This window comes from Vibrio penaeicida, from assembly GCF_030689305.1.
GTDB lineage: Bacteria > Pseudomonadota > Gammaproteobacteria > Enterobacterales > Vibrionaceae > Vibrio > Vibrio penaeicida_B.
On record NZ_JAUYVM010000011.1, the window covers coordinates 189417 to 212484 of the forward strand.

Sequence of the window (23068 nt, forward strand, 5' to 3'; positions counted from 1 at the left end):
CGGACTTAGAAAAGGTTACGGATAATTAGAAACCGTAAGACGCACCAAATACGAATGCGTTGTTAGCATTGTCGCCTTGGTTGCGGAATTCAAAGTAAGGTTGTACACCTTTACGAGTCCATGTCGCACGAAGCTCGTGATCCATTGAGTTGTCTGCACCTTCTGCAGAGTTAACCACGTATACATTGTTGTAAGACAGTGCAACATCTTCATTCAACGTGTAACCAATACGGTTGTCGAAACGTGTTTGATTGTCGCCATCTTTTACTGAGTGGTAACGAGTACGGTTGCTCAAAGAAAGACCGTTATCGAAGTTGTAGCCAATTTTAACTAACGGACGGTACTGAACCGTTTCGCCATTATTAAGCAAGTGATGGTATCCCGCAGCAACCCAAAGGTTATCGTTGATGCTAAACATTTGCTCTGCACCAAGTGTGATGTAAGGCGTTGGAGCAGCATCGCCAGTCAACTTACCAACAGGGATGCCATCGTACTCAACCAAAAGCGTGGTACCAGAATCGAACGTATGACCCGCTTCTAACGTTGAAGTTGCTTTTGAGCCATGGATGTCGTCGCTGTGGAATTGAGCGTTACCTGTTACATAAGAAGAACCTGCGAAAGCGCTGGTAGACATGACCGCTGCTAGAGCCGAAAGAGTGAATACTTTTTTCATTTTAATTACCTATCTTTGTTAATCTGCACTGAATCCGTTTTGGTCGAAGAATACGTAATCCAGTTGAATTCTTTTTAGTGCCTCCCTGGCTCGATTCAAATCATTACAGATATTTTTCGGAGCGCAAAACAAAACCAATTAAATAGTGATCACCATCAAAATCAAAGGTTATAAAAACCTAAAAAACATTATTATTCATTATGTTAAACACTAAAAATAAAAACTTATCAAGCTCATTTATAACATGTGTTTTGTGCCACATCACGTTCCATGCGGCATAGCAGCAACCAATACTGATCCTGGTCACATAAGCACAAGGAACACATCAACAGAATCAGGTATTTTTAGGTAATAAAAAAGATCTAGATCACACAAAACAACTCACTAATAGAAGCAAAAATTTAAGTTACGCAGAGAAAAAGAATGGAAAACAACACATGCAAATCGCTGTTTTCCATAAATAGATTGCAAATTTTACGGATCTAATCGGTAGAAGCGCAGCTAATGTAACTACCACTTGTATTAGATTGATAGATCTGGAGAGCATTCAGCATTAACTCTAATGCATGATGTTGGTCAGTTTGACCATCACCACTGCTGTAAGGAGTCCTGGTCCAGTAATATGAGGAGGTTGGCCAGCCGTATAGTTTATGCATGTCACCTTGTTTTCTTAGATCGGACAATTCACCTAATGATGCGGGTCTCCAATCAGAGCGACGATTGAAGTTCATATTTGCTAGTACACTACAAAACTCACTAAGTTCACCTTGTCCCGTTGATGAGGGATTGTTTCTGAAATATACAAATTCTCCTTTTGGTCCCCACTTTCCATCTTCGGTATGAATGGAGTGGTAGTGACGGCTTAGATATTTTGACGTGTCCGTACCTTTTGTAAAACCACCAATATAGTCGATCAGTGCTTTGCTTGGTGTCCCCGTAAAGAGTTTACCTGAATGTTCTACGACTTTGAGACACTCACCAGCTGCGTTCCCAATATGGGTATCGTTAACTTTACCGCCACAAATCCGCATAGGTTTCACGGTGATGTAGACTGAATTACTAGAGAAGGTTTTTCCACTTACCTTAGATTTAAAATCCGCTTGTATCGACGTGGTTCCAGTACTTTTGGCTGATAAAATCACACGATAAATAGATAGGATATCGGTGTCTGCAACTATCCATTTACTGTTGGCAAAAAACTCTGGAGACAAAGAGACATCCACTTTCCCCCCGTCAACCATAGACACCTCTACGCCTAAACGACGCCAGTCACGTTCAACGATAGACAGCGAGTCAGGTGTAACGTGAATGCTCCTCACTTCAGAGTCGTTCACCGTGACCATAAGTGGATCACTTTTCATGCGACCAATAGAAGCTATGACTTGAGCTTTGCCGGCGGAAACAGGCCATACAGCGCCGCTCACCGTTACCATAATGTCTTGTGAGAGAGACGACCAAGTGACAGCTCGGGAAATGTCGTTTGTTGTACCATCACTATAAAATCCTTTAGCGCGAAGGTGGATCTTTTGTTGAATCGCGCGGTATAGCTCGACATTTTTTTGTTGAATTTCAATCCGAGTGAGCACAGCCGACGTTACTTCTAATGCATATTTTGTCGAACGCCCCTGATACATCGCGTTGATGCTAACACGCCCTTCCTTTAGCGCATTGACAACGCCAGCCGAAGAAACCGTGGCGATTTGTGTATCTTCTGAACTCCAGCTCACTTGCTTCGTCACATTGACCTTATTATTGTCACTGTATTGAGCTTCTGCTTTTATCTGTAAGCTGTGTCCTTTGGCTATTGATTTGTGCTCCGCTCGGATAACCAAGCTCTGAAAAGTGGCTGGGGTAACAGTAATGGTGAGAGCATCACTACTTATTAACTGCATCGAAGCAGTGACATCGACCGAGCCAGGTTTTTTCCCAGTCAGCGAATTCCCGCTAAACGTCGCGACCGTTGGATTGGAAGATTCCCATACAACCTTATTCGACACATCTACACGTAACCCGTCAGAAAATTGTCCTTGGGCCTTGAAGCTCAATACCAAACCAGCAGGAACTTGGCGTTGAATAGGCAAGATTTCAATAGACTGTAGGACTGCAGAGCTGACAGAAACGTCCACCGTTATAGAAACGCCATTCATACTTGCTGTGACATGCGCTTTCCCTTTCTTATTTCCTTTAACAAGACCCCGAGCTACAGTCGCTATTTCAACGCTACTGGATGACCACGTCACGCTGTTAGTCAGATCTTTTTTGGAAGCATCGCTAAATTCACCCAAAGCCTTCAATTGCAACGAAGTGCCAATAGGAAGGTTTTGATTCACTGGAACAAATCTCAGCTTAGTTAAGCTAGCAGTGATCACTTCAACCTCTAAACTATTACTATTAAAAACCTTTCCCTTGTCCGAGTAAGACACTGAAATAGAAGTGTTCCCCACCTTCTTAGCTTTAACAGTCCCGCTCAGAGCAAATTCTAATAACTCCTGATTTCCAGAATGCCACTGAACTTTCGACGTAATGTTTTCAATACGTCCATCTTCATAAACGCCATTTACGATGAATGTCTCTTGCATGCCTAGTGGTAAAGAGATCTTTGAACCTGCCACTGCACGGCTTGAGTCTTTCAACAGTTGAATATGACGAATCTGAGGGTCTTTTACCGTCACTTCTACAGGTGCTGACAATATGTTTTTCCAGCGAGCATTAACTTGAGTTTTTCCCTCTGATTGCGCGGCTAAAACTCGGTTAGTGACGGACGCGGTCGATGTATCACCAGTAGAAAACGAGACCCATTGGCTGACATCTCGTCTTTGACCATCGCTGTAATCACCATAAGCCACCAAATTGTAGAGGCTTCCAGTGTAGAGCTTCTTCATGCTCGCAACTTCAAGACGTTTTAAAACCGTGTCTGTCACTTGAATCACAACACCGTTACTCGCAACCCCTTTGTAATACGCAGTCAATACTGTTTTACCAAGCCCTTTCGTTTTAGACGTAAAGCTAGAACCGCTCGGGGTTTCGACTACCGATGAGTCAGACAGCCCCCAAGAAACACCTGAAGACAGGACACTTGTGGAAGCATCACTATATCGAGCGAGTAATGTAAACTTCACTTCCTCTCCAAGGGGCACAAGTGAAGCTGCATTTCCATTCGAGGTAGAAGCAGCGGAAAGCTCTAACTTCGTTAGGCTCTTAGCAACAGTAGTGGGGGTCTTGCTATTGGACGCTCCTCCACCACAAGCTAAAAGGCTCAACGCCCCCATTAAGCAGAATAGCCATTTCCAAAAAGTTCTCACGGTATCACTCAACATATCGGTACTCAGTCATCAAAGATTTAACGGCTGAATTTTAAACACCAAAGGAGAACGAAAGAATCGATTTAACTGAATAAAAAACACTGTTCGTTTAACGGGTTCATTAGCAGAATATGCTTACCGAAATTAAGCTTACTCGCGTCTAAAAATACACAAGTTACAAAACATAAGAGTGACAGAGGAAAACTATGAAAAAGATTGCGATTTCTCTGCTACTGACGTCCGTTTCAACTATGGCGATGGCAGAAGGCAGATTTTACGTTGGTGCAGACTTAGCTAAAGACCAGTACACGGGACGATGTAAAGTCTAGTGGCATGGGGTTTGCCGTCCAAGGTGGTTATGAGTCAAGGGCGAGCGACATTTTTGCACTCGCTACAGAAGTGGAATATACAAAATATTCCGATGCGACATTAGCATTTAACATTGCCAATTTAGCCAGTGCTAAATCAACCGTAAAATCTTCTACCGTGTCTTTGAATGTTAAGCCGAAGATTTATATTGGTAATTTCTATGTCGGTGCACCATTAGGACTTGGCTATGCTATGGTTTCTGGTGAGTCCAAAATGAACATTTTAGGGACGAATATTTCAGCAAGCACAGGTCCTCAAAGCGGATTAAGCTTCAACTATGGCGCAGAGATCGGTTTTGACATCATGGATCAATTTGTGGTGAAAGGTGGCGCTAAATTTACCACTCTTCAATACTCATCTTTCTACGCGGGTATCGGCTACAAATTCTAAGTAATCCCTAATTTAGTGACAGCGCTTCTGTCATTTCTCCCCCCATTGGAATACGATGTCCGATGGGGTTTTACTATGGGGCACAACAAAACTTCATAAGATACATACCCCTAGTAAAGACGAGCATATATCGAAACACGCCATCCCTAATTTTCTGTATAAATCGATAATCAACGTCAGGAACTTTCTATGTCTTTGTCTTCTGCCTTGCGTATTGCATTGGCTTTGCTTTTTGTTTTCCCGTTAACATCAATAGCTCAAGAGCCGCTTTATTGGAAAGCACAAAAAGGTGAGCAAACTCTGTTAATACTGGGTTCTATCCATGTTGGCGATAAAAGCATGTATCCGCTGCCTAAGATGGTGAATCGCTTTTTGAGTGACAGCAAAGCTTTGATTGTTGAAATTGATTTAAGCCACCCGCCAGAATCACTCAGTTTCCCGACGTCTGAACTTTCGACCAACGACATTCTGAGCAAAGAACAATTATCAAAACTCACTGCCATCGCCAAAGAACTTGGCTTACCCGATTCTCGATTGCAGAATTCTCCACCTTGGCTGGCCGCTTTAACCCTTCAAATGGCTAATTTCCAACGCTTAGGTTACGCCGCAAATGATGGTGTTGATCATGTTCTGACCAACCAAGCGTTAGAATACAACGTTCCTGTTAAAGCACTAGAAACAGCAAATCAGCAACTTGGATTTCTCAATGCACTCCCTCGTAACGGATCACAGTTGCTCGTAGAAACATTACTGCATTGGGATAAGTATAACGACGAATTCCATTGTCAAATCTCAGCTTGGAAGTCAGGGGATAAAAGTAAGCTCCTTCAACTGCTCGAAGAAGGGGATTTTGAAGAAGAGGCACTGGAAACCTTGCTGTATCAACGCAACCGAGACTGGGTAGAGAGATTTAATAATCCAGAATGGTTACCAGCGACAGGTAATTATACGGTAGTGGTGGGTACGTTACATTTACTTGGGAAATACAATGTACTTGAGCTCCTTGAGCAGAAAGGGTGGAAAGTGCATCAGCTTTCCGATTCATCAAAGGTAAAGTGCTAAAGAAACGGAATAAACCTATTAGAAATCAATGATAAAACGTTTAGCGCATAAACAAACAAAGGAAGACAGTGTCTTCCTTTGTTGTATCAGAATCTGAATCGTTAACCCTAACTCATTCTAAATTCAGGTTAACTTAGCCAAGAGTTTTTCCACTCGGTTTTCTGACTTTAAACGGACGGCTTTTACCACCAGCGTTGGATTCAGGTCTTCGGTTCTTCTGACCATGGCTGCCGCTATTACTGCCGCCTTTATTATTCCCGCTCTTACTACCAGTACCGTTGTTATGCCTAGCAGTGTTTCCTTCTCCACCTTTACTTGGTCGGCGATTAAAGTCGGTACCTTTGCCTTTAAAGGTCTTGAACTTTTTAGGTTCTGCTTGTTCTTTTTGGCGATGATCGAACAACTTCGCATCCGTCGCTTTCTCAATCTTTTTACCGCTACTGTCTGCGCGAGATGCTTCTTCTGTTCCAACCGATGATTCACACAAACGATGAATGTCTGCTACTTCTTCGTCGGTTAAGTAACGCCACTTACCATTAGGGATACCATCAAGCGAAATGTTCATAATTCGAACACGGCGCAGTTTAAATACTTCAAAGCCCAACGCTTCACACATACGTCGAATTTGGCGGTTAAGCCCTTGAGTTAGAACAATTCTAAAGGAGAATTTTGTTTCCTTAGAGATTTTGCAAGGAAGCGTAACTGTATCTAAAATTTCAACGCCACTGCCCATTTTGTCGAGAAACTCTTGAGTGATCGGTTTGTCCACTCGTACAACGTATTCTTTCTCGTGGGAATTTCCTGCACGTAAAATCTTATTAACAATATCGCCATCGTTGGTTAGGAAAATCAGCCCATCGGAAGGTTTGTCTAAACGACCAATTGGGAATATGCGTTTTCTATGACCAACAAAGTCAACAATGTTGCCTTCAACGTGACGTTCTGTTGTGCAGGTGATCCCAGTGGGTTTGTTAAGCGCAATGTAGATTGGCTTTTCTTTTTGCCTAAGAGGATTTCCGTCGATCAGCACGTCGTCTGTTGGCAATACCTTTACACCCATTTCAGGCAGATCACCATTAATGGTCACTCTACCCTGCTCGATTAATTTGTCGGCTTCACGGCGCGAGCAATACCCAGTTTCACTAATGAATTTGTTTAGCCTTTTGGCTTCAGATGTCTGAGACATATTGATATTTTCTCTTTTGTTAACGTTTCACAACGGATGACAATCGGTGTGAACCAGCGGGATTTCCGCCTTAAAAATTAGCTCATTCGTTTCTGATGACGCTCTCGATTTTCGAGCTTTTTTTCTGCACTTTTTTTCAACATGACATACACGGCGCCTGTTCCGCCATGGAATCGTTGCGCGCTATGAAAACACATTACTTCTTGGATTTGGGATAACCAACTCACCACATAGCTTTTCATCAATGCCGGAGGATTAGATCGCTCACCTTTCCCATGAACAATCACAAGTGTTCTAATATCCAATCGCTGACACTGTTTAAGAAACTTAACCACTTCATCTCGCGCATCTTTCAGCGATTTCTTGTGCAAGTCTAGTCGTGCTTGAATTGGGTATTTCCCAAGCCTTAACTTTCGATAAACCCCATCCTGAACACCCGGTTTTTGGTATTCGACCATATCATCTGGCTTTAGCATAGGCGCATGATCTAAAGACAAATATTCAGGGTCATCTTCTGATAGAGACATCGCAGCTTCGCGCTTTGCAAGTTGCGCATCGGTCACTTGGTGTTTTTTCTCGTGAATGGCCGTGTCGTTTTTGATAGGAGTGACATCACTCATCATTTGCTGAAAGAGGTCCAGCTCATCATCTTGAGACATAAGTTCATCTCGAATGCATCATCAACAGATGAACGGATTATATACCCAAGTGATGGGAATATGGAGTGTTAGAAAAAGAAAAACCGAAGAAAGCAGTCCACTCCCTTCGGTGCAATTTAGTTAATTGCTAAGCGATCTAGTGAGGAGATTTGTCATTCAATACTTTATAGACGAAGTAGGTGCCGAAAAACAGCATCAGTCCAATTGCGCCGAATATAACTATCATTGAAGACAGCCCTATAGCATTACCAAATAGGAGATCTAGCCAAAAGTCCATATTTCCTCCGTCAGTGCTGAAAGACAAGGTTAACGTTAATACTCGATGGATTACTCAGTACTGATCTAGATCAACAGTAATACCGACGTGACGATTTTGTTTCTTTTGATGTGTTTTTAATCACACTTAACTTATAATCGTTCACCATCTAACCACACAGTCAATAAGTTAAAATTTATTGATAAAAGTGCTTGCGTCTGTCGTCAGAAACCGTATTATACGCATCCGTCTTGAGGCAAAGCCTTGAGATATAAAGAATCGGTGAATAGCGCAGCTTGGTAGCGCATCTGGTTTGGGACCAGAGGGTCGGGGGTTCGAATCCCTCTTCACCGACCACATTTTAAAACCTCGTCTTCGGACGAGGTTTTTTCGTTTAAATAACCTATATATCTGCGTCGCATGTGGAACGGGGCTGGAAGACCAGCTACGTCAAACACCGTAAGAATCGTATTTAAATGCAAAGGTCGACGAATTGAGCGCGTGTTAGTTTGGCTAGGTCTTCAGGCGTAAGCTCTATTTCCAATCCACGTTTTCCTGCACTCACGCACATCAACTCTAAAGCGAGTGCAGAGGAATGAATAAAGGTTGGTAGTGCCTTCTTTTGTCCTATTGGGCTAATGCCTCCCACAATGTAACCTGTTGTCTTCTGAGCAATACCCGGATCCGCCATATCCGCTTTTTTACTCTTCGCCGCTTTGGCTGCGAGTTTAAGATTCAATTTACTTGCAACAGGTATAACGGCAACCGCCAAGTTTTTATCTTGTCCATCGAGGCTAAACAATAACGTTTTGAAAACACACTCTGGGTTCTGCCCCAAAGCCTCAACGGCTTCAAGCCCATAGTTCTGGTTGCTTTGATCGTGTTTGTACTGATGGACCTTATGGGGGACGTTTTTCTTTTTCGCTAAACTGATGGCTGGTGTCATGCGTATGATTTCCATAAAAAAAGGCGAAGCATTCGCTTCGCCTTTATCAAATCGTAATTTCCGCTATGGGTCAATTACTTGTATACCATTTCGCCTTTTGGCTCATACGTATTCACGTTGATTGGGCTGTTGCTTTCTAGGTAGTCCTTCAGAACTTCAGCATCAACAAAACCCGTGTTTACGTGGCCAGGGTGACCAGACAGCTTAGGATAGCCGTCGCCGCCTGCTGCATTGTAGCTAGGAACGGTAAAGCGGTAAGTTTTCGCTTTATCCAGCGCTTTCCCACCAACTTTTACATTGCTTACTTTGCCGTTAGCAACGGTCATAGAGATACCGGCGAACTGTGCATAAGCACCAGAATCAACAGGCTTAGTTGCTACAACGTTAAGGTAATCCAATACTTCAGCACCAGACATGTCGGTGTAAGTTAGAATATTGGCAAACGGCTGAACGGTTAGTACATCTTTGTACGTGACCGCACCTTCCTCAATTGAATCACGAACGCCACCAGAGTTCATTACCGCAAAGTCAGCTTTAGCACGCTGCATGTGTGCTGTCGCAATCAGACGACCAAGGTTAGTCTGGTTGAAGCGCACAACATTACGGTCGCCTTCCAGCTTGCCGTTGGTTTCAGCAATCTTAACATTCAGCTCTGCCTGACCTTTTTCTTGGTATGGCTTAAGGAATGAAAGTACCGCTGGATCTTGAGCGATTTCATCTTCAATTAGGACACGCTTTTTCTTGCCGTCAACTTTGATTTTCTTCTTCAAGTTCACTGGAATCAAATCGTAGCTGACCATTTGAAGTTCACCGTTCGTGAATTCAAAATCAGCGCGACCTACGTATTTGCCCCACTCGTGAGCTTGAACAATCCAAGTGCCGTTTTGCTGATCTGGCTTACATTCGTCAGAAGGTTTGAACTTCTTCTTCGCAACGTTTGGACCTTCCATACAAACAGGTTCTTGAGAGTGACCACCTACGATCATGTCCAAAGAACCTTCATCTAAGTAACGAGCCAACGCAACATCACCAGGAGCGTTAATGCCACGCTTACCGTCTTCATAGTGACCCATGTGTGTAACCGCGAAGATAAGATCAGGCTTTTCAGACTTCTCTAGTTCAGCAATTAGCTTTTTCGCTTCTACTTTTGGATCACGGAAATCTAGGCTACTGATGAACTCTGGGTTACCAATTTTCGCCGTATCTTCTGTCGTTAGACCGATAACCGCTATCTTGATGCCTTGCTTTTCAAAAATATGATAAGCCTGATATTTACGTTCGCCCGTTGCTTTGTCGTAAATATTGGCAGAAAGCATAGGGAACCCACCCCATTTGATCTGCTTTTCTAATACATCAAGTGAGTTGTCGAATTCGTGGTTACCCAATGCCATTGCATCGTAACCAAGCATTTTCATGCCTTTGAAATCTGGTTCAGCATCTTGAAGGTCAGATTCAGGAACACCAGTGTTGATGTCACCGCCCGAAAGCAGCAGTACGCTTCCACCTTCAGCGCGAATCTCTGTACGCAGCTCGTCGATCAGCGTCTTACGCGCAGCCATACCGTACTCACCGTATTTGTTCTGCCAAAAACGACCGTGATGGTCATTGGTATGCAAAACTGTAAGCTTGTACGTTGTATCTTCTTCCCAAGCTGGTGCTGTCGCACAACCAGTTAGAGTCGCAAGTAACGCTGCACCTATCGCAGCTTTCAAACTTAGGCGTTCCTTCATTATTACAACCTTAATCTAATTTAGTAGGGTTCCACCGGCATCAGAATCTGATGCAAAATCAAGCAATATTACTGCAAGATCTTCTAAAAACATGAACAAGTTTAAATTAACCTAAGTAAACCACCACATTCATTTCATGTTTATGACGATTCGATCACCTTAATTGAAATTCAAAAGTGTAACAAAGCACCGTGCTTACACGTCATTACTTATCAAGATCACAAGCAAACGATTACCTGTGAGATAATCAATTAGCGTGTAATTTTCATCCTTTTATCTTGTATTCATCGAGTAACTAGGATAACTTCCGCACATCATCCCATAAAGTAAATCTTATGTTCAAAACTAGGCAGTTATGATTACTTCAGCTAGAAACTTATCTCTTAAAGTCAAGATCACACTTTCCGTACTCGTTTGTATTTCGATAATCACTTCAATACTGACTTGGCGAGCTTCATCTATCCTTTTTGAGCAAACGCGTCACGGTGTTTACAACCGCGCGATAAGCCTATCGAATACCGCTGTCGAATCTCTGGAATACTGGCTGGTGTCTCACAAGGATGTAGTGGATGCCGCCGCTACTGTTAATTCGCTAGAAGAAGCCATTGTGGCATTACCTCAAGCGAAAAAAGCAGGCAGATTCGATGAAGTATTTTTCGCGCAAGTGAACGGCGACGTTTATCTTGCAGGTACATCTACCCCCTACCCTGAGTTTGATGCTCGTGGTCGCGATTGGTTTAAACAAGCTTCTAACCAACGTAAAACCGTAGTATCAAAACCGTATGTTGGTGCCCAACAAGGTCACACCATGTTAACGATATCGACTCCGGTGTACGCTAACGGTCAAATGATAGGTATCTTGGGTGCGGACCTTAAACTGGGGTCGATTCAAAAGAACCTCAACAGCTACCAAGTAGGCGATAATGCGTTCGCTATGATGCTTAATAAAGAGGGAACAATCTTATCTCACCCTCAAGAGTCATTATTGATGACGCCTTTTAACCGCTACGCCCCAAAACTCTCTAACACTGCGATTCGTTCTGCATCAGATGAGAATCGAATTGAGATATCGATTCGCGGCGGTCAAGAGAAGCTTCTTTACTTTGCTTCAGTGCCGAACAGCGACTGGATTTTTGCATTAGAAATGGATCGTTCAACGGAAGAAGCAAACCACGACGCTCTTCTTAAACAATTGATTTTTACTGGCATCATAGTCGCGTTGATCGTGCTTTTCGTTATCTGGTGGATGGTTTCTTTCCAGTTGAAAGGGCTTACTCAAGTCAGTAAAGCGCTGGAAGAAATATCGGAAGGTGATGGCGATCTAACGCAACGAATTACAATCCAATCGAATGACGAAGTTGGTCAGCTTGCTGCGAATTTCAATCGATTTACAGAAAAAATGCATTTGCTCGTATCGAACATTCACAACTATTCAACTCAATTATCGAGCCAAGCCGATATCACTTCTCGACACGCCGATGAGAATGCCCACCGCATCGACCACCAGCAACAAGAAATCAATATGGTGGCAACGGCAGTAACCGAGATGTCGAGCGCTACACAAGAAATTGCCAGTAATGCAGAAAACACAGCCAGAGAAGGGGCTGCAACGGTTGAGATCTCTAATCAAGGTGAACGTGAGGTACTCAACAGCCAAGAGTCGATTCTTTCTCTTGCCTCAGATATCAGCGATGCCACTTCTGTTATCCAAGAGCTTGAAATGCATGCTCAGGAAATTAGCGGCATTTTGTCGACGATTCAGGAAATCGCAGAGCAAACCAATCTATTGGCATTGAATGCTGCTATCGAGGCGGCGCGTGCCGGTGAGCAAGGTCGCGGTTTTGCGGTAGTTGCCGACGAAGTTCGAGTCTTAAGCCAGCGAACTCACGATGCGACAGGAGAAATCAACCGCAACATTGATACACTTCAAAGTACGACTCAGCGTGCAGTGTCCTCTATGCAAACCAGTCAGAATAATGCCGAGAAAGCCGTCACTGATGCTCGTATTGCATCGGAAAGCCTTCAACGTATTACTCAGTCCGCCAATATGATCAACGACATGGCAAGCCAAATTGCGGCAGCAGCAGAAGAGCAATCTTTGGTGACAGAAGAAATTACTCGTAACACCAACGAAGTAAAAGACGTTTCTCAGGCTCTTGCAGAGCAAGCGCAAGATGCAAGTGCACAAGCTTCAGAGCTGAACAGTATTTCTGGTGAACTCTACCAAGAAGTGTCTCGATTCAAGCTTTAGATCTGTGAAAGTACAGTAAATACAAAAACGGGCTTTAAAAGCCCGTTTTTTCTATGTCTCATCGTTTGGGGATTACTGCGATGTTATTTTCTCGACATCTAGAAGCTGCTTTGCGTCCGATGGATCCTTTGCATACGATGGCTTCTTTGCATCCAATAGCTGTTTTCTACCAAAACATGCCATATACAAACAAGGTACAACAAACAAAACAACAGGAAGGGAAAACAGTAACCCATACCCCAATGTTAACGACATTGGCCCCATATAAACGTCTGTTCCACCGAGCCCGTATGCAAGCGGGATAAGACCAGCAACCGTCGTGATTGACGTAAGTAATATCGGTCTTAGTCGGCTACTCGCGCCTTCAAGCACCGCCTCTCGACTTGAATACCCTTGGTTACGCAGCACGTTAATCTGATTTATCAGAACTAAGGTGTTGTTCACTACAACCCCCATCATTCCCAATGCTCCTATTAACGCAAAGAGCGAGATATCTTGAAAATGAACCAGCAACGCCATAAGAGACGCAACCAATGCAAACGGTATAACCGACATGACCAACAATGGTTGGAGCATCGAACCAAACATGATAACCAAGACAAAATAAATACCTAAGAGCGCCGCTGGAAACGCAATCAAGATCCCATCAAAAGTTTCACCGGTAGATTCCGCTTCTCCCCCAATATCTAACTTTATTGATGCCCCAACTTTTTCCGACAATGCTTCAGAAATACTTGAGGAAATCGCGTCAGGCGTTAAGTTTTCGTCGATGATTTGTGCTGTAACCACGACTTGCCTGTCGCCATTATAATGAAGGATCTCTCTTGGTGCTTGTACCTGAACAACACTGGCTAAACGGGTTAATGGCACTTGTTCACCTGCCGAAGTATAAATTTTTGTTGTGCTGAGTTTTTCTAGATTTCGATACTCTTTAATCAAAATCACTCGAAGGTTTACTTCCTCATCGCCTAACCAAGTCGATGTGACTTGTTCACCGTCGAAGGCAATTCGTAACGCCCTCGCCAAATCAGCGACCGTTAGATCGTATCTTGCTAGCCACTCGTGTTGAGGTACTATTTTCAATTGGATGTCTTTCAAACCTTCACTGTTTACGACACTTCCTAATCCTTGATGCTGATCCATCCAGTCTTGGACAAGCTTAACCGCGCGATCTCTTTCTTCATGGTTATTACCTATGATTCGAATTTCAACAGGCTCCCCGGGAGGCGGTCCGCCCGCATCAACTTTGAATTTTACAAATCTCAGATGGCTGTCGTTGGAAACGGCAAGTTGAAGCGCATCACTGATTTCATTCGCAGTTCTCTCTCTGTTTTCAAAGTCAGTCAAATTAATCTGACCTGAGCTCACAGGTGATCCAAAGGTAAGTTGATAGCTTTTCAGTTCCGTTGCAGGCAAGTTTTGAATGGCTTTCTCTAGCGCTAGATGACTTTCACGCACCTTATCGCTAGGCGTTCCTGGGGCAACTTCAGTATAGACCTCAATGTATTTTGCGGCTTGAGAAGGAAAGAAATCCAACTTCATCGTTGTCACCAAGAAACTCCCGCCAGCTAACGCAATCAGCGCTAAACCTAGGACCACTTTTTTATGAGAAAGGCTATATATCAACGCTTGTTGGTACTTAGATATAACCGCATTAAATGTGTCTTTCTCGTTTTTGTTGAAATCATTTTTATCCAAAGCAGACGACAAATGCGCAGGCAAAGTAAAGGTGCATTCAGCCAATGAAAATATAAGCGCAGTTATAACCGTAATAGGGATAACGACAACCGCTTTACCCAGAGTCCCCGGAATAAAGAACATAGGGATAAAAACCAGTGCCGTCGTGGTTAAGCTCGCAATAATGGGCTTAATGACTTTCTGAGTGCCCGATACAGCGGCTTTAAACCCGCTTTTTCCTTTCTGTTTTTCGCTGTATATGCTCTCAGCAACAATGACTGAATCGTCGACTATGATACCGATCACCAGCAACATTGCTGCTAACGTAATGCTGTCTAAGTTCATACCAAAGGCAGGCAGCATGACGACAACCCCAAGAACACAAAATGGGATGGAAACAGACACCCAAAATGCTACCTGACGCCTTAACAACAGGCTTAGTACTATGAGCACCAGAACCAGTCCGATGCCACCATTAACAGATACGATAGAAAACTTAGTGGCCATATCGTCAGCCAAGTTTAGCGCGACAGGGAACTGAAACGCTCCATCAGTTCGGATTTGTTCTTTCTCTAAATGTGATAAGACATTGGATATCGTCGAACGGATATCGGCATGCGCACTCTTGGTTACGGCAAACAAAACACCTTCTTGACCATTGATCACGCTGGTTTGCGTGCTTCTTTCGAAATCATCTTTAACGTTGGCGACATCTTTTACCCGAACAATCTCGCCAGCAGGTAATGTAGCCACAATAGTCTGCTCCAACTCCTGTACAGATTGAATTTGCGTAAGCGTTACGATGCGCTGCTCACTGTTCCAAGACTCCACGACTCCACCAGACTGAGATAAATTCCGATTTTTCACAGCGGCAATCACTTGTTCAAAGCTCAGTTTGTACCTGTCGGCTTTTATCGGATCTATCTCAATCCAAAATTCACGTTCTCTAAAGCTGGTCATACTAATGGAGCCAATACCCGGAAGAGTACGAAGATGTTTTTCTAAACTTCTGACATAAGGCTGTAACTCGTGATATGGCCTATCTGTTACTACGCCGAATCGAAGTACTTCAAAAGAGGAAGTGCTGTCTTGCTCCACCAGAGGCGGATTGGAAATGTCTTTAGGCAACCCGCTGGTGCGATCCACCGCTTGTTGGATATCGTTCACAACCTTACTCAAATCCTTACCACTGTCATCGAGTTCTAGAGTAATAAGCGATGTCCCTTCAACGGATGAAGAAGTAAATTTTCGAACGCCTTGCACCGTTCTCAACTCTTTCTCGATTCGATTAGTGATGTTCAACTCAACATCTTGTGCAGACGCCCCTGGGTATTGTGTTGTTATACTTACCTCAGCAAAAGCTACATCAGGTAACTCCTGAAGCTTAACAATACTGGCGGAGCCAATACCCACCAACAGAACCATAATGGTTAACACTCTCGCGACCATTGGTCGAGAAGCAAAATAGCTAATAATAGAATTCATGACTGACCTTATTATTCTGGTTTCTTGAATAATTCTGAAGACTCAAGGCGCTCAGTAGAGCCATACACTGTCATACCTGGCTTATAGACATGTGCGGTGTTCTTGATCGTCACAAAAACGGGATAAGTTTGAGTATTCTCATCTGGCTGCACACCAATGCGCGTAATCTGAGCGTTGATTTTTTGATTCACCGCCCTTTCACTCCAGAGTGTTATAGGCATACCGACAGAGAGCGATTGCAGGTCGTATTGGCTTGCAAGAAATCGTACGTTTATCTGATCAATGTTGACGATTTGGTACAGCAACTCACCTCTTTCGACCCATGCGCCTTTATTGACCTTACGCTGAGTAATAATCCCTCGTATTTCAGATTGGACCTGTGTTTCGTTGAGGTTTCTCTTTGCTTCATCAAGGTTTAAATTTGCCAAATCTAGGCTTGCCTTAGAGGCATCAAAATCGGCTTTGGCAACATCTAATTCATTTTGAGATAAGCTGTTCTTTTGTTTCAACGCGCGGTATCGCTCATATAATGACTGCTTAATGGTTAAATCCGATTTCGCCAATTCAAGGTTTGCCATTTGTTGACGCACCGCCAATTCGTAGTCGAATGTTTGGATAGCAGCGAGTTTCATTCCTTTGGATACCGCCTCCCCGACATCCCCTTCAACTTGATCCAGAACACCACTGACTTCAGCCACAACATTGATAGGTTCAATAACCTGTGCTTGTCCTAAAAGTTGAACCGCTTGAGTGTAAAATGGGAGAGCCCCTAAAAGAGCGATAACAGAAAATGATCTATGAATATTCATAACGTGCCTCTTCGAGTTAATAACATTAGTTTGCAGATAGTCATGTCGAAGTTTTGTGAAAATGGAGGCGGATAATTCGACAAAAATTCGACAGCAAGCTGCTAAACTAAATGCCTTGAAAAGAGGGTGAGATAGTATGTTGAAAAGCAAGAAATTACTGGTAGTTGAAGACAACATTGAACTGCAAGGCATACTGGCAGATTTTCTTGAAATGAAAGGCGCTGAGGTAGATTTCGCTAGCGATGGAGAAGAAGGTCTTGCGCTTATTCACCAATACGATTTCGATGCAGTCATTTTGGATGTCATGATGCCTAAGAAAGATGGCATTCAAGTGATGAATCAGCTGCGACGTAATGGTAAGACATTACCCGTGTTAATGCTTACCGCTTTAAATAGCAAAGAAGATTTATTGCGTGGTTATCAAAGCGGCATAGACGATTTTATTACCAAGCCCTTCGATTTTGATGAACTCGAAGTCAGGCTAAGTGCTTTAATAAAACGTTATCGTGGCGACGTGGCCAAAAGTAGATTGGAATATGGAGACATCATCATTGAGCAGTCTTCTCATCAAGCTTACCGTGCAGGTACCCTGCTCTCTCTCACTCCCGTTATGTACCAAATTTTGGTCAAACTCGTCAAAGCCGCCCCAGATATAGTCACACGTGAAAGCCTAATTCATGAGATTTGGGGGGAAGATATCCCCGACAACGACGTACTCAGAAGCCACCTATACCTACTAAGGAACATCGTGGATAAGCCGTTTGAGCGCTCAATACTCATTACCGTACCTAAAATTGGTCTTCGGTTAGAAAAGTAGAGACTAGAAAATGAAAAGCCGTTCAATCAACGATGTAAAGCGGGACTTACTGCGATTTTATAGCTTGATAGCATTCAGTTTAGCTGCGCTTATTTATCTTTCGTTTGCCCTGTACCTAGTCATCAGCGAAGATCGAAATACCGCAATCCACCTTCAATCGTTCAAAAATATTGCGATAGAGCGTTACCTAAATTCAGACTTACCATTTGAAAAAGTTAGCCCATTTATTACCGCGTATTACGATGCAGATACGCTTCCAGACAACGTTAAAAAACTGAGCCCTTTCCCTATCAATGAAGTCAGCAATAAGCGTAACTTCTTTAATGAAGGCTATTTTGTTTTCTATACAAGATTTCTTGATAGCAATGGCAAAGATACTGCTTTGTATCTGACCATTGATGCCAGTGCAAAAGATTTTGGTGATGAGTCCTGGGATTTCATCATTTTGATTTCTATGGCATTTACCAGCTGCCTTATCCTAGTGCTTCGATTCTCACTGAAACGGGTATTCAGTATGATCATGAGCCCGGTATCCCAACTAAGCACGCAACTAACGTTAGAAGGCACTCATAAATTTCAAGTCGAAAACGATGCCATTGTTGAACTGCAACACTTAACAGAAAGGCTTAACCAATTTTCTGACATGAAAGAAAGAATAGCCAAGCAAGAGATGATGTTTGCGAAGTACGCCAGCCATGAACTTAAAACCCCAATTGCCATCATCCTTGGTGCTGCTAATTTACAAGGCATGAAGCAAGAACCAGATTTTCATGAGAAACAGCGAGTACGCATTCTCAGTGCCGCAAAACAAATGCAAGCAACGGTGGAAGTACTGCTCAATATCGTTAAGCAAGAAAACGTAGGTAATGTAGCCCAACCCTATTCAGTTCAATTAGATGCCATTGATATTGTCAGTTACCAGCGGGCTCACCCTGACATTCAATTTGATCTGGATTTAGACCCAAATACGCAAACTAACCTTCCCCCTACAGTGCTATCGATGATTTTGAAAAACCTGTTAGACAATTCCATCAGGCACACAGACAAAGGCAAAATTGGTGTTTTAATTCAAGCAGAGACAATTCGAGTTCAAGATACAGGTAGTGGATTAGAAGGTAAAACCATATCAGAACATGGCTTAGGGCTTTTGATTGTGCGTCGCCTTTGTGAAAGCTATCAGTGGTCATTTTCTATCGCCAACCATCCACAAGGCGGCTGCGTAGCGGAATTAAAGCGGCACACTGAATAACTTAAGTCATAAAAAAACGGGCTCTAAAAGCCCGTTTTTTACTTCAAGTAGCTAGTACGACTATGCTGATATTTATCTGATACCAGCCAGCCTAGTTAATCTCAATAGGTTCGAAGCTTTTAATCAAATCATCCAAAGATTTCATCTGAGCTAAGAAAGGTTCCAACTTATCAAGAGGCAACGCAGATGGACCATCACACAGTGCTTTCTCTGGATTAGGGTGCGCTTCAATAAACAAACCTGCAATGCCAGTTGCTAGACCCGATTTTGCAAGTTCTACTGTTTGCTCACGGCGTCCACCAGAAGCAGCTCCAGATGGATCACGCATTTGCAGAGCATGGGTTACATCAAAGATGATAGGGCTACCATTAGAAGCCTTCTTCATCACCCCAAAGCCAAGCATGTCTACCACAAGGTTATCGTAACCGTGGCAAGCACCGCGCTCACATAAAATGATTTGTTCGTTACCACATTCCGCAAACTTATCAACGATGTTCCCCACCTGAGCTGGGCTCATAAATTGAGGCTTTTTCACGTTAATAACAGCGCCTGTCTTGGCCATTGCTTCAACCAAATCGGTTTGACGCGCCAAGAAAGCAGGAAGTTGGATAACATCCACGACTTCAGAAACGGGTTGTGCCTGTGCTTCTGTGTGGATATCGGTAATGATTTTGACACCAAAAGTCTCTTTCAACTCTTGGAAAATTTTTAAACCTTCCTCCATACCAGGACCACGGTATGAATTGATTGAGGAGCGGTTTGCTTTATCAAAAGACGCTTTGAATACATAAGGGATACCCAGCTTCTCTGTCACCTTTACGTAATGTTCACAGATCTGCATAGCAAGATCTCGTGATTCAAGGACATTCATGCCCGCAAAAAGTGTAAATGGCTTGTCGTTAGCGACATCCAGTTCGCCAATTTTGACGGTTTTCTGTTCCATATGAAGGTCTCGCCTAATGAATAGTAATTTGAGTTTCGCTCATGGTACTCACCTGAGCTTTAAGGAGTTCTGCACCCGGATCGTCAGGGCATTGATCAATAAAAAATTGATAATCCGTTGCTGCAATTTGGTGGCAATCGAGTTGCTGATATATAAACCCACGATCACGGATTTCATAAGGGTCATCAGGAACAAACATCAATGCTAAATCCGTGCAATTCAGCGCTAAAGTGTATCGCTCTTCACGCAACATCGCAGATTTAATTAACGCTAGCCAACGCCCAATAACAGTCGGATTGTCCGCTGAAGCCAAATGCTCTGGCTTCAATTTAGCCAATGGTCCATCATGACCAATTAGCCATGCACGCAGTGTTTGCGCACTCACGTACTCCCCATTGAATGGGTTGATGTATGCCGCTGTTTCATCAGACCACATCACCTTGACAAGAAACTGAGTTGGAAAGGTCACCCCTTCTACAGGAAAGCCCAACTTTTGGCCAAAGTAGAGCAAAAGCGAACCCAAGCTAACAGGGATACCTTTGCGTCGCTCGAGCACTTTGTCCATAAAAGCGTTTTCACTAGCAAAATAAGCTTCACTGTCGCCTTTAAATTGCCACTGGCAATAAAAAAGGCGCAAGAAAGCCTCAAACCTTGCTTGCTCATTCACTTCGTGGCTCAATTCTAGCTCGGCTTCTTTTAACAGACGCTCAAGCTCTGCATTCGCCCAATGTACATTCGTATCAGGATCAATCGCCTCATTTAGCGCCAAAGCCCCTTCAACCAATGTCATGTCGTCTAAGTCTTCGTCGAACAGATCAAACATGATTTAACCTAAAAATACCGGTACTTTCGTAACAGCAAGTTTCCCTGCCATAGCCAACCATCCTAGCGCACCAAAAAAGGCAAACGCTCGTAACAATTGGTTCTTACCTAATTTTAATGCAAAAAATCCAAGGGCAATGTAAGCCAGCACACAAGTTATCTTTTCAGTTAACCAAAGCCCTGCTGGTGTAAACGGTACAAAGCCCGTGATTGCAACCAATCCCACACCAGACAACAGCAAAAGTGTGTCGTTAATATGAGGTGATATTTTGAGAAATTTATTTTCTAATACTGGCGATTTAGCCACCATCAATGCGTACCGAAGAACAAACAGTAATACACTGATTGCTATCGTAAGCATGTGGAAATGTTTTAGCGCTATATACATAATAATTATCTTTTTTATATGTACTCAGTACATTGCTCATCAATAAGGACAATATCGCCCTTTATCAAGATCGAAAGCGACCCAATGTAACTCTGTCGTTTCCGGTGTAATCTTGTTCTGTCACTACATCGACATACCCTAGTGACGTTAAAACATCTCGTACTAGCAAGCCTTGCTCAAAGCCATGCTCCATTAAAAGCCAACCGTCTTCAGAAAGATAAGAACGTGCGTTATCAGCTATGTAGCTCAGGTCCGCCATTCCTTTCTCTTCTGCAACAAGAGCACTCATTGGCTCAAATCGAACATCACCTTTCTCAAGGTGTGGATCGCAAGCGTCAATATAGGGTGGATTACTTACGATACAAGCAAATTTCGTTCCCTCACTAATAGGGGAAAACCAACTTCCTTGTAAAAATGAAGTATTTCGGATAGTTAAACGCGTTGCGTTCTCTGTCGCCAGTTTTTGGGCTTCAACGCGAATGTCTACTCCCGTGACCTGTACCGAGGGCAATTCACTGGCTATCGCCAATGCAATGGCACCCGTCCCAGTTCCCAAATCAAGCACTTCTCCCGTGGCATCAGACATCTTATCCAACGCCAGTTCAACTAAGCGCTCAGTGTCGGGTCGAGGTATCAATGTTGATGGCGACACCTTTAACGGCAACGACCAGAATTCTCTTTCACCTACAATGTAGGCTACGGGTTCTCCGGTCAAACGTCTTTCTAATAGAGAGAGAAACGTTGTGTCCTGTTCGCTCGTCAATGCTCGCTCGGGCCAAGTCAGCAGGTAGCTTCTCGGTTTATCCAGTGCGTGGCAAAGCAATACAGCAGCGTCCAGCGACGGCGAATCGCTGCCGCTGGCTATCAATTGTTCTATTGCCGCTTTTAAAGTGGCTTCAATACTTGCAGGCATACCTAGCTCACTTGTCATTAGCGTTCAACATGCTGTTAGTTTTGATCTGCCAATGCCGCTAGTTGATCCGCTTGATGCTCTTGAATCACAGGATCAACCAAGCTTTGTAGATCACCTTCCATCACCTCGTTCAAACGGTACACCGTTAGATTGATACGATGGTCAGAAACACGACCTTGAGGGTAATTGTAGGTGCGAATTCGATCACTTCGGTCGCCAGAACCTAATAGATTGCGTCGAGTTGTTGACACTTCTTCAGCTCGCTTGGCTTCTTCAGCTTGGGTAATTCGCGCAGCAAGAACCGACATCGCTTTCGCTTTATTCTTATGCTGTGAGCGCTCATCTTGACACTCAACCACTGTACCCGTAGGCAAGTGAGTAATTCGGATGGCTGAGTCAGTGGTGTTAACGTGCTGACCACCCGCACCCGAAGCTCGGAAGGTATCGATTTTCAGATCCGATGCTTTGATTTCTGGAATTTCCGCTTCTGGGATCTCCGCCATAATGGCAACAGTACAAGCTGAAGTGTGTACGCGACCTTGAGATTCTGTTTCTGGTACGCGCTGAACACGGTGACCACCAGATTCAAATTTCAATACGCCATAAACCCCTTCACCAACCACTTTCGCGATCATCTCTTTGTAACCGCCGTGTTCCGATTCATTGGAGTTCACAACTTCAACTCGCCAACCACGTTTCTCGGCATATTTGCTGTACATGCGGAACAAATCACCCGCAAAAATTCCCGCTTCATCGCCACCTGCACCCGCTCGGATTTCTAGGAAGCAGTTACGGTCATCATTAGGATCTTTAGGCAGTAAAAGAATCTGAAGCTCGTCCGCTAAGTTTTCAATGGACGCTTTTGCTTCTTTGATTTCTTCTTGAGCCATTTCACGCATTTCTGCGTCGTCTTCTTTCGCCATCTCTTCTGCAGCTTCAAGATCTTCTTGCGCTAGCTGATAAGATTGGAAGCATTTCGTGACTTCTTCCAACTGAGAGTATTCTTTCGAAAGGGCGCGGAACTTGTTTTGGTCGCCAATGATGTCTGGATCGCCAAGCAAATGCTGGACTTCTTCATAACGCTCTACCAGCGTTTGAAGCTTGGTCAAAATAGAAGGTTTCATAATGTTCTTAAAATCAG

General features: G+C 43.6%; 20 protein-coding genes and 1 tRNA gene. 7 read left to right on the forward strand and 14 right to left on the reverse strand.

The annotated features are described in order from the left end of the window. Positions 1–25: 25 nt before the first annotated feature. On the reverse strand, positions 26–673 hold the full coding sequence (locus Q8W40_RS18255; protein ID WP_104400402.1) for an oligogalacturonate-specific porin KdgM family protein: 648 nt from the start codon (positions 671–673) through the stop codon (positions 26–28). 482 nt (positions 674–1155) lie between these two features. Further along, entirely contained in the window at positions 1156–3990 is a 2835-nt protein-coding gene (locus Q8W40_RS18260) for an Ig-like domain-containing protein (RefSeq protein WP_305399208.1), read from the reverse strand. A 191-nt stretch (positions 3991–4181) separates the two neighbouring features. Between Q8W40_RS18260 and Q8W40_RS18265 the strand changes: the two genes are divergently transcribed. From Q8W40_RS18265 to Q8W40_RS18275, 3 genes are all read left to right on the forward strand, one after another. Next, the gene (locus Q8W40_RS18265; protein WP_305399210.1) at positions 4182–4304 is read left to right on the forward strand and encodes a hypothetical protein; all 123 of its coding nucleotides are present in this window, start codon (positions 4182–4184) and stop codon (positions 4302–4304) included. Positions 4305–4308: 4 nt separating this feature from the next. Then, positions 4309–4734, forward strand: coding sequence for an outer membrane beta-barrel protein (locus tag Q8W40_RS18270; RefSeq protein WP_305399212.1), 426 nt, complete (start codon positions 4309–4311; stop codon positions 4732–4734). Between the two features lie 189 nt (positions 4735–4923). Next, the gene (locus Q8W40_RS18275; RefSeq protein WP_305399213.1) at positions 4924–5796 is read left to right on the forward strand and encodes a TraB/GumN family protein; all 873 of its coding nucleotides are present in this window, start codon (positions 4924–4926) and stop codon (positions 5794–5796) included. A 133-nt stretch (positions 5797–5929) separates the two neighbouring features. Here the strand turns inward: Q8W40_RS18275 and rluF are convergent, their stop codons facing one another. From rluF to Q8W40_RS18290, 3 genes are all read right to left on the reverse strand, one after another. Continuing rightward, complete coding sequence (gene rluF, locus Q8W40_RS18280; RefSeq protein ID WP_305399215.1) at positions 5930–6982, reverse strand: 23S rRNA pseudouridine(2604) synthase RluF; 1053 nt, start codon at positions 6980–6982, stop codon at positions 5930–5932. Between the two features lie 77 nt (positions 6983–7059). Then, complete coding sequence (gene smrA / locus Q8W40_RS18285) at positions 7060–7641, reverse strand: DNA endonuclease SmrA (RefSeq protein ID WP_101110725.1); 582 nt, start codon at positions 7639–7641, stop codon at positions 7060–7062. 136 nt (positions 7642–7777) lie between these two features. Further along, positions 7778–7918, reverse strand: coding sequence for a DUF3149 domain-containing protein (locus tag Q8W40_RS18290; protein WP_101110726.1), 141 nt, complete (start codon positions 7916–7918; stop codon positions 7778–7780). Positions 7919–8177: 259 nt separating this feature from the next. On the opposite strand from Q8W40_RS18290, the gene Q8W40_RS18295 reads away from it, so the two are divergent. After that, a tRNA-Pro gene (locus tag Q8W40_RS18295) sits at positions 8178–8254 on the forward strand. 115 nt (positions 8255–8369) lie between these two features. Here the strand turns inward: Q8W40_RS18295 and ybaK are convergent. After that, the gene (gene ybaK / locus Q8W40_RS18300) at positions 8370–8843 is read right to left on the reverse strand and encodes a Cys-tRNA(Pro) deacylase (protein WP_305399218.1); all 474 of its coding nucleotides are present in this window, start codon (positions 8841–8843) and stop codon (positions 8370–8372) included. 74 nt (positions 8844–8917) lie between these two features. Continuing rightward, entirely contained in the window at positions 8918–10573 is a 1656-nt protein-coding gene (gene ushA / locus Q8W40_RS18305) for a bifunctional UDP-sugar hydrolase/5'-nucleotidase UshA (RefSeq protein WP_305399220.1), read from the reverse strand. A gap of 355 nt (positions 10574–10928) precedes the next feature. On the opposite strand from ushA, the gene Q8W40_RS18310 reads away from it, so the two are divergent. Further along, positions 10929–12824 carry a methyl-accepting chemotaxis protein gene (locus tag Q8W40_RS18310; protein WP_305399222.1) on the forward strand — a complete coding sequence of 632 codons (1896 nt, stop codon included), beginning with the start codon at positions 10929–10931 and terminating at the stop codon, positions 12822–12824. 72 nt (positions 12825–12896) lie between these two features. Here Q8W40_RS18310 and Q8W40_RS18315 read toward each other — a convergent pair whose 3' ends face one another. Further along, positions 12897–15986 carry an efflux RND transporter permease subunit gene (locus tag Q8W40_RS18315; protein WP_305399224.1) on the reverse strand — a complete coding sequence of 1030 codons (3090 nt, stop codon included), beginning with the start codon at positions 15984–15986 and terminating at the stop codon, positions 12897–12899. Between the two features lie 11 nt (positions 15987–15997). After that, a complete protein-coding gene (locus Q8W40_RS18320; RefSeq protein WP_305399226.1) occupies positions 15998–16795 on the reverse strand; it encodes an efflux RND transporter periplasmic adaptor subunit in 798 nt (265 codons plus the stop codon). A gap of 136 nt (positions 16796–16931) precedes the next feature. On the opposite strand from Q8W40_RS18320, the gene Q8W40_RS18325 reads away from it, so the two are divergent. Both Q8W40_RS18325 and Q8W40_RS18330 read left to right on the forward strand, forming a co-directional pair. Further along, on the forward strand, positions 16932–17612 hold the full coding sequence (locus Q8W40_RS18325) for a response regulator transcription factor (protein ID WP_305399227.1): 681 nt from the start codon (positions 16932–16934) through the stop codon (positions 17610–17612). 10 nt (positions 17613–17622) lie between these two features. Next, entirely contained in the window at positions 17623–18861 is a 1239-nt protein-coding gene (locus Q8W40_RS18330) for a sensor histidine kinase (RefSeq protein ID WP_305399229.1), read from the forward strand. Between the two features lie 91 nt (positions 18862–18952). On the opposite strand, the gene kdsA is transcribed toward Q8W40_RS18330, so the two are convergent. The 5 genes from kdsA to prfA all read right to left on the reverse strand — a co-directional run bounded on the left by kdsA (position 18953) and on the right by prfA (position 23051). Next, a complete protein-coding gene (gene kdsA, locus Q8W40_RS18335) occupies positions 18953–19804 on the reverse strand; it encodes a 3-deoxy-8-phosphooctulonate synthase (protein WP_305399231.1) in 852 nt (283 codons plus the stop codon). A 13-nt stretch (positions 19805–19817) separates the two neighbouring features. Next, positions 19818–20627 (reverse strand): SirB1 family protein, encoded by an 810-nt coding sequence (locus tag Q8W40_RS18340; protein ID WP_305399233.1) that lies wholly within the window; start codon positions 20625–20627, stop codon positions 19818–19820. Positions 20628–20630: 3 nt separating this feature from the next. Next, positions 20631–21014, reverse strand: a complete 384-nt coding sequence (locus tag Q8W40_RS18345; RefSeq protein ID WP_101110735.1) for a SirB2 family protein — start codon at positions 21012–21014, stop codon at positions 20631–20633. A gap of 64 nt (positions 21015–21078) precedes the next feature. After that, on the reverse strand, positions 21079–21927 hold the full coding sequence (gene prmC, locus Q8W40_RS18350; protein ID WP_305399270.1) for a peptide chain release factor N(5)-glutamine methyltransferase: 849 nt from the start codon (positions 21925–21927) through the stop codon (positions 21079–21081). A 35-nt stretch (positions 21928–21962) separates the two neighbouring features. Beyond that, positions 21963–23051 (reverse strand): peptide chain release factor 1, encoded by a 1089-nt coding sequence (gene prfA, locus Q8W40_RS18355; RefSeq protein ID WP_305399235.1) that lies wholly within the window; start codon positions 23049–23051, stop codon positions 21963–21965. Positions 23052–23068: the final 17 nt, after the last annotated feature.